This is a genomic window from Micromonospora sp. NPDC000442 (assembly GCF_042898635.1).
In the GTDB taxonomy this organism is placed as follows: Bacteria; Actinomycetota; Actinomycetes; order Mycobacteriales; family Micromonosporaceae; genus Micromonospora.
This window is the reverse complement of record NZ_JBIAYZ010000007.1, coordinates 183,941-198,888: the sequence shown is the minus strand read 5'-3', so window position 1 is coordinate 198,888 and position 14,948 is coordinate 183,941. Positions and strand designations below refer to the sequence as shown.

13 protein-coding genes and 1 pseudogene are annotated in these 14,948 nt (G+C 72.2%); 6 read left to right on the top strand and 8 right to left on the bottom strand.

What is annotated here, in order from left to right; genetic code table 11:
• Positions 1-133 precede the first annotated feature (133 nt).
• The 5 genes and pseudogenes from ACFY2A_RS13925 to ACFY2A_RS13905 all read right to left on the bottom strand — a co-directional run bounded on the left by ACFY2A_RS13925 (position 134) and on the right by ACFY2A_RS13905 (position 4,226).
• Positions 134-700, bottom strand: coding sequence for a Trp biosynthesis-associated membrane protein (locus ACFY2A_RS13925; protein WP_363924404.1), 567 nt, complete (start codon positions 698-700; stop codon positions 134-136).
• Between the two features lie 135 nt (positions 701-835).
• The gene (locus ACFY2A_RS13920) at positions 836-2,389 is read right to left on the bottom strand and encodes an anthranilate synthase component I (RefSeq protein WP_363924405.1); all 1,554 of its coding nucleotides are present in this window, start codon (positions 2,387-2,389) and stop codon (positions 836-838) included.
• A gap of 22 nt (positions 2,390-2,411) precedes the next feature.
• On the bottom strand, positions 2,412-2,840 hold the full coding sequence (hisI, locus tag ACFY2A_RS13915; RefSeq protein ID WP_387171760.1) for a phosphoribosyl-AMP cyclohydrolase: 429 nt from the start codon (positions 2,838-2,840) through the stop codon (positions 2,412-2,414).
• A 180-nt stretch (positions 2,841-3,020) separates the two neighbouring features.
• Positions 3,021-3,344: pseudogene (locus ACFY2A_RS13910) on the bottom strand (phosphoribosyl-AMP cyclohydrolase); the annotation flags it as partial.
• 489 nt (positions 3,345-3,833) lie between these two features.
• Positions 3,834-4,226 (bottom strand): MerR family transcriptional regulator, encoded by a 393-nt coding sequence (locus ACFY2A_RS13905; RefSeq protein WP_387171539.1) that lies wholly within the window; start codon positions 4,224-4,226, stop codon positions 3,834-3,836.
• 116 nt (positions 4,227-4,342) lie between these two features.
• Between ACFY2A_RS13905 and ACFY2A_RS13900 the strand changes: the two genes are divergently transcribed.
• The 3 genes from ACFY2A_RS13900 to ACFY2A_RS13890 all read left to right on the top strand — a co-directional run bounded on the left by ACFY2A_RS13900 (position 4,343) and on the right by ACFY2A_RS13890 (position 6,503).
• A complete protein-coding gene (locus ACFY2A_RS13900; protein ID WP_387171537.1) occupies positions 4,343-5,074 on the top strand; it encodes an ABC transporter ATP-binding protein in 732 nt (243 codons plus the stop codon).
• Positions 5,074-5,829 carry an ABC transporter permease gene (locus ACFY2A_RS13895; protein WP_387171535.1) on the top strand — a complete coding sequence of 252 codons (756 nt, stop codon included), beginning with the start codon at positions 5,074-5,076 and terminating at the stop codon, positions 5,827-5,829. Before ACFY2A_RS13900 ends, ACFY2A_RS13895 begins: the two co-directional genes overlap by 1 nt.
• Before the next feature lie 77 nt (positions 5,830-5,906).
• Positions 5,907-6,503 carry a TetR family transcriptional regulator gene (locus ACFY2A_RS13890; RefSeq protein ID WP_387171533.1) on the top strand — a complete coding sequence of 199 codons (597 nt, stop codon included), beginning with the start codon at positions 5,907-5,909 and terminating at the stop codon, positions 6,501-6,503.
• A 64-nt stretch (positions 6,504-6,567) separates the two neighbouring features.
• Here the strand turns inward: ACFY2A_RS13890 and ACFY2A_RS13885 are convergent, their stop codons facing one another.
• The 3 genes from ACFY2A_RS13885 to ACFY2A_RS13875 form a co-directional block, all read right to left on the bottom strand.
• A complete protein-coding gene (locus ACFY2A_RS13885; protein WP_387171531.1) occupies positions 6,568-7,299 on the bottom strand; it encodes a DUF2470 domain-containing protein in 732 nt (243 codons plus the stop codon).
• A gap of 64 nt (positions 7,300-7,363) precedes the next feature.
• Positions 7,364-9,148 carry an ABC transporter ATP-binding protein gene (locus ACFY2A_RS13880; RefSeq protein WP_387171758.1) on the bottom strand — a complete coding sequence of 595 codons (1,785 nt, stop codon included), beginning with the start codon at positions 9,146-9,148 and terminating at the stop codon, positions 7,364-7,366.
• A 114-nt stretch (positions 9,149-9,262) separates the two neighbouring features.
• Positions 9,263-11,131: an ABC transporter ATP-binding protein gene (locus tag ACFY2A_RS13875; RefSeq protein WP_387171529.1), complete on the bottom strand. Its 1,869-nt coding sequence runs from the start codon at positions 11,129-11,131 to the stop codon at positions 9,263-9,265.
• A gap of 161 nt (positions 11,132-11,292) precedes the next feature.
• Here ACFY2A_RS13875 and ACFY2A_RS13870 point away from each other — a divergent pair, with 161 nt between their 5' ends.
• From ACFY2A_RS13870 to ACFY2A_RS13860, 3 genes are all read left to right on the top strand, one after another.
• Positions 11,293-11,922 (top strand): TIGR03085 family metal-binding protein, encoded by a 630-nt coding sequence (locus ACFY2A_RS13870; protein ID WP_387171527.1) that lies wholly within the window; start codon positions 11,293-11,295, stop codon positions 11,920-11,922.
• A gap of 123 nt (positions 11,923-12,045) precedes the next feature.
• On the top strand, positions 12,046-12,984 hold the full coding sequence (locus tag ACFY2A_RS13865; RefSeq protein WP_387171525.1) for a terpene synthase: 939 nt from the start codon (positions 12,046-12,048) through the stop codon (positions 12,982-12,984).
• Positions 12,985-13,123: 139 nt separating this feature from the next.
• Positions 13,124-14,944 carry an AMP-dependent synthetase/ligase gene (locus ACFY2A_RS13860; RefSeq protein ID WP_387171523.1) on the top strand — a complete coding sequence of 607 codons (1,821 nt, stop codon included), beginning with the start codon at positions 13,124-13,126 and terminating at the stop codon, positions 14,942-14,944.
• The last annotated feature ends 4 nt before the right edge of the window (positions 14,945-14,948 follow it).

Genomic DNA, 14,948 nt, shown 5'->3' with positions numbered 1-14,948 from the left:
TGACTCCTCACCGTCATGTCACCCTCAAATCTTCATGTCGCAGTGACATGACGGTGAGGAATCTCATTGGCCCCGACCGCACGGCACCGCCCGGCCGCACGACAACGTCGACCGCACGGCAACGTCCGGGCGCTCAGCGGATCGTGGGGTCCTCGCCACGGTCCATCGCCTCCCACGCCTCGACGGTGCCGGCCCCCTCGATCGGGCCGCTGGTGCCGGTCGGCCGGGTGGTCCGACGTTCGTAGCGGGCACCCATCGCCGGCCAGCGGTGACCACGCAGCATGGTCAACGAACCACCGGCGGCGGAGAGGATCCCGCCGAGCAGGGTGAGCGCGGGCCACTGCCAGGTGACCGGGTCCCCGAGGTCACCGACGAGCCCGTAGCCTCCGCCGGCCGCGAGGGCCAGGCCGAGCACGGTCAGCAGCCCGCCGAGCACCCGACGCAGCCGGCCCCGGGTGGCCAGCACCGCGCCCCCGCCGGCCAGCCCGACGAGGGCCAACGCCGGCAGCCACGGCAGCAGTTGCCCGCCCGTGCGTCCCTCCTCCACCAGCAGCAGCGTCGGGTCCGCCCGGCTGACCGCGCCGACCACCCAGGTGCGGGTCGCCGCCCACAGCGCCAGCCCCGCGCCGGCCAGGCAGAGCAGCACGGCGTACGCCAGCTCCCGCCGACCCGGCACGGACCGGGCACCCCCGGGTTCCACCGCTACATTCCTCGCGCTCACCGGGCCCACTTTCCGTTCGCGACTGCGGGACTCCGCTGCGCTACATTCCTCGCGCTCACCGGGCCCACTTTCCGTTCGCGACTGCGGGACTCCGCTGCGCTACATTCCTCGCGCTCACCGGGCCGGCCGGAGGGTTTCCGCGGCGGCGATGGCCGCCAGCACCGCGGCGGCCTTGTTCCTGGTCTCCTGGTCCTCCGCAGCCGGATCGGAGTCGGCCACCACACCGGCGCCGGCCTGCACGTACGCCCGGCCGCCCCGGATCAGCGCGGTCCGGATCGCGATGGCCATGTCGAGATCGCCGGCGAAACCGAAGTACCCCACCGTCCCGCCGTAGAGACCCCGGCGGACCGGCTCCAACTCCTCGATGATCTCCATGGCACGTACCTTCGGCGCGCCGGAGAGCGTGCCCGCCGGGAAGGTCGCGGCGAGCGCGTCGAAGGCGGTGCGGTCCGCCCGCAGCGTGCCGACCACCGTGGAGACGATGTGCATCACGTGGCTGTACCGCTCGATGGTGGCGAACTCCGGCACCTCGACGGTGCCGGGACGGCAGACCCGGCCGAGGTCGTTGCGGCCCAGGTCGACCAACATCACGTGCTCGGCACGTTCCTTCGGATCGGCGAGCAGTTCGGCGGCGAGCCGGGCGTCGGCCTCCGGGGTCGCGCCGCGCGGTCGGGTGCCGGCGATCGGGTGCAGCAGGGCCCGCCGCTCGCCGTCCACCTCACCGGTCACCTTCAGGTGCGCCTCGGGTGACGAGCCGACGATGTCGAAGTCGTCGAAGCGCAGCAGGTACATGTAGGGGCTCGGGTTGGTGGTGCGCAGCACCCGGTAGACGTCCAACGGGTCGGCGTCGGTCTCCCGCTCGAACCGCTGGGCTAGCACGATCTGGAAGCACTCGCCGGCCCGGATCGCCTCCTTCGCCGCCTCCACCGCCTTCGGGTACCCACCGTCCGGGGTGCGGCTGCGTACCTCGCCGGCCGGCGGGCGGGCGACCGTGGCGACCATCGGCGGGATGGGCCGCGACAGCGCAGTGGTCATCGCGTCCAGGCGGCCCACCGCGTGGTGGTAGGCGGCGGTGACCAGCTCGTCGCGACCCGGCTCGTCCAGCGGCGGCAGGATCGCGTTGGCGACCAGGATCGCCGAACCGTCGAAGTGGTCGAGCACCACCAGATCGGTGGCGAGCATCATGCCCAGCTCGGGCAGGCGCAGGTCGTCCTCGGTGAACGCGGGAAGCCGCTCGAAGCGACGGATCAGGTCGTAGCCGAGATAGCCGACCATGCCGCCGGTCAGCGGTGGCATCCCGTCACCCGGGGCGCCGGGCGGGCCGGCCAGCGCCGTCACCGTCGCCCGCAGCACCTCGACCGGGTCCCCGGAAGTCGGCAGACCGGCCGGCGGCACGCCGAGCCAGGCCGCGGTGCCGTCGCGCTCGACCAGGGTGGCGCTGCTGCGCACCCCGACGAAGGAGTACCGGGCCCAGGCCAGCCCGGACGAGCCGACGCCCTGCTCGGCGGACTCCAGCAGGAACGTCCCCGGGCCACCGGCGAGCTTGCGGTAGACGCCGACCGGTGTCTCCGCGTCGGCGAGCAGCCGGCGGGTGACCGGTACCACCCGCCACCGGGCGGCAAGTTCGGTGAAGGTGCTCGCGTCCGGGCTCACCCGACCATCGCTCATGCCGGCACTCCGCTTCGCTCGCTCATGAGGCCACCTCGCCGGTGACCGGGAGCTCGGTGGAGAAGCAGGTGCGCTGCCCGGTGTGGCAGGCGGCACCGACCTGGTCGACGCTGACCAGCACCGCGTCACCGTCGCAGTCGAGCGCGACGGAACGGACGTACTGATGGTGGCCGGAGGTGGCGCCCTTGACCCAGTACTCGCGCCGGCTGCGCGACCAGTAGGTGGCCCGGCCGGTGGTCAGCGTGCGGTGCAGGGCCTCGTCGTCCATCCAGGCCATCATCAGCACCTCACCGCTGTCGTGTTGGCGGACCACCGCGGCCACCAGGCCGTCGGGGGTGCGTCGCAGGCGGCCGGCGATCGCCGGGTCGAGGCGTGACGGTCGCTGCGAACCGCCCGGCCGCTCCGGCTGCTCAGGGTGGGCGCCGGTCACCGGCGCGTCAGGTACGGGCACAGTGAGCCATTGTCCCGCACGCGGCGCGGGTACCCCAGCGGGCTCCCGGCTGGCGGAAGGCGTACCGCCGCCGGGCCGACCCAACTGGGCCACGTAGCGGTCCAGGCGCCCGTCCAGCAGGGCGTCGGCGAGATCCGGCCCGGCCGCCCGGGCCACCTCGGCGGCGTACGGACGGATCAGCGGCAGGGTGCCGGTCACCAGGCGAGCCGCCGCCGCCCACACCTGGCCGGTCGAGCCGGGACGCAGGCCGAGGCAGCGCAGCATGTCCTCGCGGTAGCCGGCGGGCGCCACCTGCAGGTCGAGCGCGGCGGCGAAGGCCGACCGGCGGGAGACCACCCGTACCGACGGGTTCGCCAGCCGCAACACCGAGGGACAGAGCCGAGCCAGGTCGGCAGCGGCCAACCGGGCACCGAGCGCGTCCTCGTCGTCCCGGGCCGCCGCCACCTTGCCGAGCGTGGCGATCAGTTCCTCCAGCCGTGGCTCGTCGGCCGGCTGGCAGAGCACCGGCAGGTCGATGCGGTGCCGCCAGTACGGGTCGGCCCAGAGCAGCCGGGTGGGGGCTGTCACCGGCAGACCGAACGCCCAGTCGGCCGGCTCACCGAGCCGGGTCACCCAGGAGCGGATGTCCCGGGCCGCTACCGACACGTGGGTCAGCCGGCCGGAGTGCTCCGCGAGGTACGCCCGACGTGCCGCGTACGGAGCGCCACCGAGCAGCACGTCGACGTCGACGTCGCTGTGCGCGGTGGCGGCTCGGCGCGCGTGGCTGCCGCGCAGCAGGATGCCCACCACGGGTCGGTCGGCGCTCGCCCGCAGCCGTGCGGCCCAGTCGTCGAAGAACCCACTGTCCGGTGACGGAGCGTGATCCACTGCGCCATCGTGCCGCACGTCCGATCAGGGTGCAATGACCGGTGACGGACCTGGCGTCCGATCCGGTACTGACTGACCGTGCTATTGGCTTTGCCACCGTGGAGGGCGTTTAGCCCGATTACGCACTCAGTCGAACTCGCCCAGCTCCGCCCGCCGGTAGTGGTCGATCTTGAAGTCGAGCACCTTGAGGTCCTCCTCCAGCTCGGCCATCCGGTGCAGCACCCGTACGCGATGCTCCTCGAACAGCGCCCGGCGGGCACCGAGCGTGCCATCACCCTGTCGGGCCAGCTCGACGTAGCGACGCATGTCGCGCACCGGCATGCCGGTGCGGCGCAGCCGGGTCAGCAGCAACAGCCAGTTGACGTCCTCCGTGGTGTAGCGACGCCGACCGGCGGAATCCCGGCCCACCGGGGCCACCAGCCCCTCCTGCTCGTACCAACGCAACGTGTGGGTGGTCAGGCCGACCCGCTGGGCCGCCTCGCTGACGGTGAAGGTCGGCTCCCGCGTACCGATGTCCATCGTTCGAGGGTCCCAGCACCGGCGGGCACGGCGCGACCCCGCGCCGCGCGCTTGCCGAACCGGCAGTATTTCACCTACCGTTGATTTCAACAGACGATGAATTGGGGAGGTGGGCGATGGGCGACGCGATCGCCGTCCGGGGCCTGGTCGTGGACCGGGGCGGACGGCGGGTGCTGCACGCGATCGACGCCACGGTGCCGCGCGGCTCGGTCACCGGTCTGCTCGGGCCGAGCGGCAGCGGCAAGACCACGTTGATGCGCGCGGTCGTCGGAGTGCAGGTGATCGCCGCCGGCACGGTGACGGTGCTCGGAGCCCCGGCCGGCTCGCCGCCGCTGCGCCACCGGGTCGGTTACCTGACCCAGGCGCCGAGCGTCTACGCCGACCTGACGGTGCGGGAGAACGCCCGCTACTTCGCCGCGCTGCACGGCCGCGACCGGGCCGAGGCCGACCGGGCGGTGGCCGACGTCGGGCTGGCCTCGGCGGCGAGCCAACTGGTGGGCACCCTCTCCGGCGGGCAGCGCAGCCGGGCGTCGCTGGCCTGCGCACTGGTCGGCGAGCCCGAGCTGATCGTGCTCGACGAGCCCACCGTCGGTCAGGATCCGGTGCTGCGGGCCGGCCTCTGGGCCCGCTTCCACGCGCTGGCCGCGACCGGGACGACCCTGCTGGTGTCGAGTCACGTGATGGACGAGGCCGCCCGGTGCGACCGGTTGCTGCTCATCCGCGAGGGACGGCTCATCGCCGACGACACGCCAGCGGCCATCCGGGCCGCCGCCGGAGTGGACGACCTCGACGAGGCGTTCCTGCGGCTGATCAGAGCCGCTCAGCCCGACCAGTCCGGGGAGGCGTGATGAACCCGCGCATCCTCTCCGCCACCGTCACGCGCATCCTGCGGCAGCTGCGCCACGACCGACGGACCGTCGCGCTGCTGGTGGCCGTGCCCACCGTCCTGCTCACCCTGATCTACTACATGTACGCCGACCAGCCCGCGCCGCCCGGACAGCCGTCGACGTTCGACCGGATCGCGCTGGTGATGCTCGGCTTCTTCCCGTTCATCATCATGTTCCTGGTGACCAGCATCGCGATGCTGCGCGAGCGCACCACCGGCACGCTGGAACGGCTGCTCACCACCCCACTGGGCAAGACCGACCTGCTCTTCGGGTACGGGATCGCCTTCGGGCTGGCCGGCGCGGTGCAGGCCGGCATCGCCTCCGCCGTCGCGTACTGGGTCTTCGGCCTCCAGACGGCCGGCAGCAGCATCCTGGTCATCATGATCGCCGCACTGAACGCGGTGCTCGCCGTCGCGCTCGGGCTGCTCTGCAGCGCCTTCGCCCGCACCGAGTTCCAGGCCGTACAGTTCATGCCGGTCGTCGTCGCGCCACAACTGCTGCTCTGCGGGCTGTTCGTGCCCCGCGACGAGATGGCCGGCTGGTTGCAGGCGATCAGTGACGTGCTGCCCCTGTCGTACGCCGTCGAGGCCCTGCAGGAGGTCGGCGCGCACGCTGAACCGACCGGGACGATGTGGCGTGACGTGGCGATCGTCGCCGCCGCGGCGGTGCTGGCGCTGGTCCTCGCCGCGGCCACCCTGCGCCGGCGCAGCGGCTGACGGCACCGTGCCTGCCCGGCGCGGGTGGGCCGCGCCCGCCGGGCAGGCACGGCCGCCGACAGGAGCGAGGGAGGGCGATGGTACGGCGCAGCGGACGGCGACCCGGCAAACCCGGCACCCGGGACGCGATTCTCGACGCGGCCCGGGCCGTCTTCGCCGAACGCGGCTTCGACGCCAGCACCATCCGGGCCATCGCCGCCTCGGCCGGGGTCGACCCGGCCCTGGTGCACCACTACTTCGGCACCAAGGAACAGCTCTTCCTGGCCGCCATGCGGTTCCCGGTGGACCCTCGGGAACTGCTGCCGAAGGTGCTCGCCGGTGACCGTGCCGCCCTCGGCGAGCGGCTGGTACGCATGTTCGTCACGGTCTGGGACTCGCCGGCCGGTGCCGCCGGGGTGGCCCTGCTGCGCTCCGCGGTCAGCAGCGAATGGACCGCCCGGCTGCTGCGCGAGTTCCTCACCACCCAGGTGCTGCGCCGGGTCCTCGACCAGCTCGACGTCGATCCGGCCGAGGTGCCGCTGCGCGGATCGCTGGTGGCCAGCCAACTCGTCGGGCTGGCGCTGATGCGCTACGTGATCCGGTTGGAGCCGGTGGCCTCCGCCGCGCCGGAGACCCTGATCGCCACGGTCGGCCCGAACGTGCACCGCTATCTCACCGGCGACCTCGCCGGTTGATCCGGCGGAGACCTGTCGACCCGGCGGGACCGCAGAGACCGGCAGCGACCTGCGCGACGGTCGGTCAACTCACGCAGAACACCGGGTGCAGCAGCCGGGTCAGGTCGGCCTGGTCGGTCAACCGGCGGCCGAAGGCGATCCGGGCCCGTCGCCGGGCGCCCGGCCGGCCGAAGCTCACCAGCATCCCGTACCTGTCGATCCGCTCGACCCGTGGCGCGTGCTCGACCGGGCCGGCGGCCAGGCCGAGCTGCCGGCGCAGGTAGTCCGTCATCCGCTGGGCGTGGTCCTCGCCCAGGTGGGCGAGCAGACCCGCCTCGAGCGGGTGCAGCGGGTCCGGCTCGGCCTCGGCGTACGCCCCAGGGTCGATCCGGCGCAACTCGCCGGCCCGGTGCCAACGCGCCTCGGCCACCTCGAAGCGGAAGAGCCGGAATCGGGTGCCGACGTCGAGCAGGTCGCCGGTGGGCTCCACGGCGGCGAAGTCCACCGCGGCGGCCCGTGCCTCGTCGCCGGCCAACAAACGCGCCCAACCGGAGACCAGAGCCCGGCCGAGTGACGGTGCCCCGGCGGCCGGCGGCAGGTCGAGCACGTCGAGCACCACCGCGACGGCGCGGTCCCCGGCACCGGGACCCAGCGCCGCCGCGAGATCGCTGACCACCGGCACCAGCAGCAACACCCGCCCCTCGGGGTCGGTGGCGTGGCGCGCGTGGTGCAGACCGGGCCGGCAGGCCAGGTGGACGAGGCCGGGCAACCGACCCGCGACCAGGGTCCGGACGATCTCAGCGGGGCTGGGCCGCATGACACGACCTCCTTTGAGGTTAGGCTTACCTAACTCGGAGGGTATGGCATCGGCCCCGCGTCGTCTACCGGGTCTGCTCAAGCCACGAGGCGTAGAGCAGCCCGTACACCGAATCCGGCTCGCGGACCAGCTCGTCGTGCGAGCCACGCTGCACGACCCGCCCCCGGTCCACCACGATCACCTCGTCGGCGTTCTGCGCCGTCGACAGCCGGTGCGCGATCGCCAGGGTGGTCCGACCCCGGGTCACCGCGTCCAACGTCCGCTGCAACCGCACCTCGGTGGCCGGGTCCACCGCACTTGTCGCCTCGTCCAGCACCAGCAGGTCCGGATCGGCCACGTACGCCCGGGCCAACGCCACCAACTGGCGCTCCCCCACGCTCAACGCCTCGCCACGCTCGCCCACCCCGGTGGCCAGCCCGGCGGGCAGCCCGTCCAGCCAGTCGGCCAGACCCAACTCGGTGAAAGCGACGGTGAGCTGCTCATCGGTCAGCTCCGGACGGGCGAAGCGGACGTTGTCGGCCACCGTGGCGTCGAACAGGAACCCGTCCTGCGGAACCATCACCACCCGGGAACGCAGCGAGTCGAAACGCACGTCGGTCAGCGGCACCCCGGACAGCAGCACCGCCCCGGCCGTCGGATCCATCAGCCGGGTCACCAGCTTGGCGAAGGTGGTCTTGCCGCTACCGGTCTCACCGACCACCGCCACCCGACTCTTCGCCGGGATCTCCAGGCTGATGTCGTGCAGCACCGTCGGACCGCCCGGATAGGCGAAGCGCACGCCGCCGAAGCGGATGTCCAGCGGCCCGGTGGGCAGCTCACGCCCCTGCGCCCCCGGATCCGCCACATCCGGTTCGACATCCAGCACGTCGAGCACCCGACGCCAGCCGGCGATCGCGTTCTGCGCCTCGTTCAGCACCTCGGTGGCGATCTGCACCGGCTGGATGAAGAGCGTCACCAGGAACAGGAACGCGGTGATCTCACCGATGCTCAGCGTCCGGTCGGCGCCGAGGAACACCCCGAGCACCACCACGCCGGCCAGCGCCAGCCCGGCGGCCAGCTCACCGACCGAGCTGCCGAGGATGCTGATCCGGATCGCCTTCTGCTGCGCCCGCCGCTGACCGTCGATCGCCTCGTCCAGCCGCCGGGCGGTACGGCCCGCGATGCCGTACGCCCGGATCACCGGCGCGCCGACCACGCTCTCCCCGACCGCCCCCAGCAGGGCGCCGGTGCGCTGCCGGACCACCCCGTACGCAGCGGCGAGCCGGCGCTGGAGCAGCCGGATCACCAGTACCGCCGGCCCGAAGGCGACGAAGACCACAAGCGTTAACTGCCACGAGTACGCCAGCATCACGGCCGTGGTGACCACCAGCTGCCCCAGGTTGACCAGCAGGATCACCCCACCCCACTGAAGGAACTGGGTGATCTGGTCGACGTCGCTGGTGACCCGGGAAACCAGGGAACCCCGCCGCTCCGACTGCTGGTGCAGCATCGACAGGTCGTGCACGTGCCGGAAGGCGCGTACCCGCACCCCCGCCAGCGCCGTCTCGCTGACCGTGAACAGTCGGCGCATCATCAGGTAGCCACAGGAGGTGGTCACCACAAGCACCGCCGCGGTGACCGACACCACCACGAACAGCGCGTCCAGGTCCAACCCGCCGGCGATGCCCCGGTCGATGCCCTGCTGCACGGCCACCGGCACGGCCACCCGGCCGATCATGTACACCAGCGCCAGCGCGAGGGTGCCGGCCAACCCGACCCGCAGTTCCGGGGAGAGCGCCAGCCCTCGACGCAGCGTCCGCCACGTCGACTCGGCCTGCTCCGGCGCTTCGCCGACCGTCACTGAGCCCACGCTCACCGGGTCTGCCTTTCGTTCGCGACTGCGGGGCTCGCAAGCTCACTCCTCGCGCTCACCGAACCCGCCTTTCGTTCGCGACCGCGGGGCTCGCAAGCTCACTCCTCGCGCTCACCGGTCCACCTCCAGTCCGGAGGTCATCGGGGTGACCTCGTCGTACGTGCGCTGCCGGTCAGGATCGACCTCGGCCTGCTCGTAGGCGGTGACGAGATCGGCGTAGCCCGGCACGGTGGCCAGCAGCGTGCTGTGGGTGCCCCGCGCCACCACCCGCCCCTGCTCCAGGTAGATGACCTCGTCGGCGAGGGCGATGGTGGCCCGCCGGTAGGCCACCACCAGGATCGACGCGCCCGGGCCGCCGCCGGCCGACGAGCGCAGCCCGGCCAGGATGGCGGCCTCCACCCGGGGGTCGACCGCGCTTGTCGCGTCGTCGAGCACCAGCAGTCGGGGGCGACCCGCCAACGCCCGGGCGAGGGTGAGTCGCTGCCGCTGGCCGCCGGAGAGGGAGGTACCCCGCTCACCGACCATGGTGTCCAGCCCGTCGGGCAGGGCGGCGACGAACCCGTCGGCCTCGGCCAGGCGCAGCGCGGCCCAGACGGCCTCGTCGTCGACGCCGGGGCGGTCCAGCGAGACGTTGGCCCGGACGGTGTCGTCGAAGACGAAGGGCACCTGGGCGACCAGCGCGGCGGTACCGGCGAGTACGTCCGCGGCCAGGTCACGGACATCCACGCCGTCGATGCTGACCGTGCCCGACTGCGGGTCGACCAGCCGGACCGCCAGCGCGGTGATGGTGGACTTGCCGGCGCCGGTCGGCCCGACCAGGGCGACGGTCTTGCCGGCCGGCACGGTGAAGGAGACCTCGCCCAACACCTCGGCTCCGGGCAGGTGCGCCTCGGCGGGTTCGTAGGCGAATCCGACGTCGGTGAAGGTGAGCGTGGCCGGCGTCGCCACGGCCGGATCCGGCCGGGTGTCGCCGTACGGCATCTCGCCGGTGGCGTCGAGCACCCGGCGGATCCGGTCCCAGCCGGCGACGCTGCGCGGCAGTTCGGCCAGCACCCAGCCGATGGCCCGCACGGGGAAGGCCAGCACGGTGAAGAGGAAGGCCACGCTGACCAGCTCGGACACCTCGATGGCACCCTGGCGCAGCCGGTACGCGCCGACCACAAGCACGGCGAGCGTGCCCAGGCTGGGCAGGGTCTCCAGCATCGGATCGAAGATGCCCCGGAGCCGACCGACCGAGATCAGCGCGTCGCGTAGCTCGCCGGCCCGATCCGCAAACCGGGCGGTCTCCTGGGCCTCCCGACCCATCGTCTTGACCACCAGCGCACCGTCGAAGCTCTCGTGCGCGATGCCGCTGACCTCGGCCCGCAGGCGCTGGGCCCGCGCCTGACGCGGGGCCATCCGGCGGGAGTACGCCACGTTGAGCGCGAACAGGGCCGGGAAGACGGCCAGCCCGACCAGCGCCAGCGCCCAGTCGACGGCGAACAGTGACGTCACCGCGCCGATCAGCATCACCAGCGTGCCCACCGCGAAGGGTAACGGCGCGATCGGTTGCCAGGCGGCCTCGACGTCGGAGTTGGCGTTGGACAGCAGCGTGCCGGTCGCGTTGCGGTGGTGCCAGGACAGCGGCAGTTCCAGGTAACGGCGGGTGACCCGGCGGCGGTAGGCGGCCTGGAGGCGGAACTGCATGTAGCCGGCGCCGAGCCGTCGACCGAAGATGCCGACCACCCGCAGCACGCTCAGCCCGAGCAGTGCCGCGGCGGCCAGCGCCAGCGCGCTCACCGCCACCGAACCGCTCTCGACGGCCGGCACCACCACATCACCGACCACCGCGCCGACCACGAACGCGCTGGCGACCACCATCAGGCCGAACAGCACGCTGCCGGACACCGCGACCGCGAAGATCCTCGGTTGTTCCCGGATGGCCTGCCCGAGAACGGCCAGCCCGCGACCGAGCACGTCCCGACTAGTCCCGCTCGCCACATTCTCCCCCGCCGTAAGCCGCCATAATCCTCTCTCATCCTTACCGCTACGCGCCCGGTACGCCGACCCCCGGCGATATGTCCGACGTCACCCCACAGACCGGATCGACCGCGTGCCGGCTCGGCACGCGACCTCGTCCGCACCGGCTTACGATCACTGTCATGTCGCGGTACGCCCGATCGGAGCGCGAGGCGCTCACCGAGCTGATGTCCACCCTGGGCCCGGACGCCCCGACCCTCAACGAGGGCTGGACGACGCGGGACCTCGCCGCACATCTGGTGGTCCGGGAGCGTCGTCCGGACGCCGCGACGGGCATCTTTCTCCCACCACTGAGCGGGTACGCCGAGCGGGTGCGGCGTCAGGTCGCCGCCCTCAACTGGACCGAGCTGCTCGGCCAGGTGCGGCGTCCTCCGCTGTGGAGCCCGGTGAGCAACCCGCTTACCGACGAGCTGACCAACACGCTGGAGTTCTTCATCCATCACGAGGACGTACGCCGCGCCCGGGCCGGCTGGCAGCCCCGTGACTTGCCGGTGGGGTTGGAGCGGGCGCTGTGGCGACGGGTGTCGGCGCTGGGCCGGCTGGCCCTGCGTCGCTTCCCGGCCCAGGTGCTGGTCCAGGCGCCCGGTCACGGCGAGGTGGCCACCGGCCGTGGCGGCGAGCCGCTGCGGCTGGTCGGCACGCCCGGTGAGTTGGCCCTGTTCCTGTCCGGCCGGCAACGCGCGGCGCGGGTGCAACTCGACGGCACGCCGGCCCTGGCCGATCGGCTCCGCACGGCCAGCCTGGGCTTGTAACCCTCTGTGCGGAACCGGTCACGGCAAAATCCGAAACGTTACTCTACTCATCGACCGACCACCATTGGTGCTCCCGTACGCTGACCCGCGCCGCCTCGTGGGGGGGTGGTGACAGGGAGCGCGATGCGAAGCTTTGTGGTCTCGGCCCTGCGAGAGCCTCCGTTCGCCGGCGTCCGCCACGAGGACACCGAGCGCGTGGCCCGGGAGAGCACGGGCTGGGCGCAGGAGCTGGGCCTGATCAGTAACGGGCAGCGGCTGCACCGAGCGGATGCGGCCGGGCTCGCCGGGCGGGCCTGCCCGCAGGCCCCGCCGGAACGCCTGCGCCTGTTGACCGACCTGATCTCCTGGCTGTTCGTGATGGACGACGCCTGCGACGAGGACGGGCTGGGTGCCGATCCCACGCTGCTCGCACCGACCGTGGCCGCGCTGCTGGACGTGCTGGACCGCCAGGGCGCGCCGGGTCCGGTGCCGCCCGGCGCGGCCGGGACGCTGGCGCTCGGCCTGGCCGACCTGTGCCAGCGGGTACGCGGCCACCGACGCCCGGCGGTGCTGCTGCGGTTCGTCGCCGGGATGCGCGATTACCTGCTGGCGCTGCTGTGGGAGGCGGCGAACCGGGAACACGAGCGGGTCCCGCCGGTCGACGAGTACGTCCAGATGCGCCGGCACACCGGTGCGGTGTACCCCAGTCTCACCCTGACCGACCTGGCGCTGGACGGCTTTCCGCCGGCCGTACGCCGAGCCGACCCCGGGTGGGCCGCCCTGGAGATGCTGGCCGCCGACCTCATCTGCTGGTGCAACGACGTCTTCTCCTACCGCAAGGAACACCAGGGCGGGCCTGACGCGCACAACCTGATCACGGTGCTGACCAGGGAGACCGGCGACGAGTCGGTGGCGCTGCGGGCCGCCGCCGACCGGTTCAACGATCGGCTCGGCGCGTACCTGGCGGCCGAGACCAACCTGTTGGCCCGCCACGGCGACGCGGTACGGCCGGCGCTGGACACCCGGCGGAACTGGATCCGGGCCACCTACGACTGGTCACGGACAGCGGCGCGCTACGCATGAGACGAGGGTGTCATTCGCGGGAACGGGCTGGTGGATGATCGTCAGGGCTAGCCGACGCCCGGGGACAGGCAATACCCTTCGGTAACGAACACCGACCGTGACGACCGTCACGCCTCCACCCCCGAAGGCGGCTACAGCGATGGCTCTCGATGTACCGTACAGCTCCATTCCTGACATGTTCCTCAAGCGCGTGGCGGCGTCCCCCGACCGCCACGCTTTCGCCCACCCCGGCCCGGACGGACCGGTCTGGCTGACCTGGGCACAGGTCTCCCAGCGGGCCAAGGCGGTCGCCGCCGGCCTGCATGGCCTGGGCGTCGGTCAGGAGGACCGGGTCGCGATCCTGGCGAACACCCGGCTCGAATGGGTGATCGCCGACTTCGGCATCATGTGCGCCAGCGGCGCCACGACCACGGTCTACCCGACCACCGAGCCCGAGGACGCCACCTACATCATCTCCGACTCCGGCTCGAAGGTGCTGTTCGCGGAGAATCCGGACCAGGCGGCCAAGATCGCCGGGGCGCAACTGCCCGCACTGACCCACGTGGTCCTCTTCGACGGTGCCGCCGATCCGTCCGCGGCCGTGCCCCAACTGACCCTCGCCCAGTTGGAGGAGCAGGGCGCCCAGCGGCTCGCCGAGGACCCGGAGCTGATCGAGCGCCTGGTCACCGGCATCGGCCCGGACCATCTGGCCACCCTGATCTACACCTCCGGCACCACCGGGCGCCCCAAGGGCGTCGAGCTGCTGCACGGCGGCTGGTGCTGGGAGGGCGTGGCGCAGGAGGCGGTCGGGCTGCTCCGCGAGGACGACCTGCAGTACCTCTGGCTGCCGCTGTCCCACTCGTTCGGCAAGACACTGCTCTGCGGCGCCACGCACGTCGGCCTGCCCACGTACGTGGACGGCCGGGTCGACAAGCTCGTCGAGCTGCTCTCGGTGGTCCGCCCGACGTTGATGTGCGGCGCACCCCGGGTCTTCGAGAAGGTCTACAACAAGTCGGTCACCACCGCACAGGGCGCCGGTGGGGCAAAGGCCAAGATCTTCGCCTGGGCGGTGGGGGTCGGCAAGGAGAAGGTCGCCCTGGAGCAGGCCGGCAAGGCGGTGCCGGGCGGGCTGAAGCTCAAGTACACGCTGGCGGAGAAGCTGGTCTTCAGCAAGCTCCAGGCCCGTCTCGGTGGCCGCATCCGGGTGCTGGTCTCCGGTGCCGCCCCGCTCAGCCCGGAGATCGCCACCTTCTTCGCCGCGGCGAACCTGCCGATCTCCGAGGGTTACGGGCTGACCGAGACCAGCGCCGGTAACTTCGTCAACCCGCCGGAGGGGCTGCGGATCGGCACCGTCGGCAAGGCCATGGGCGACCTTGAGTGCCGCATCGACACCGACGGCGAGATCCTGCTCAAGGGCCGGCCGGTGATGCGGGGCTACCACAACCTGTCCGAGGAGACGGCCGCCGCGTTCACCGAGGACGGCTTCTTCCGTACCGGCGACATCGGCAGCCTCGACGACGACGGCTACCTGCGCATCACCGACCGCAAGAAGGACCTGGTCAAGACCTCCGGCGGCAAGTACGTCGCACCGTCACACATCGAGGGCATGTTCAAGGCCACCTGCCCGTACACCTCGCAGGCGGTGGTGATCGGCCAGGCCCGCAACTACTGCACGATGCTTGTCACGCTGGACCCGGACGCCATCGCCGGCTGGGCGGCCGGCACCCCGCTGGAGGGCCGCCCGTACCCCGAGATCGTCGCCTCCCCCGAGGCCCAGGCCATGGTCGAGGAGTACGTCGCCCAGCTCAACCAGAAGCTGAACCGCTGGGAGACCATCAAGAAGGTCACCATCCTGCCGCGCGACCTGACCATCGAGGACGGTGAGATCACCCCGTCGCTGAAGATCAAGCGTCGTGGGGTGGAGAGCAACTTCGCCGACGAGATCGACAAGATGTACGCCGGCACCGTCGCCGAGATCTGATCAA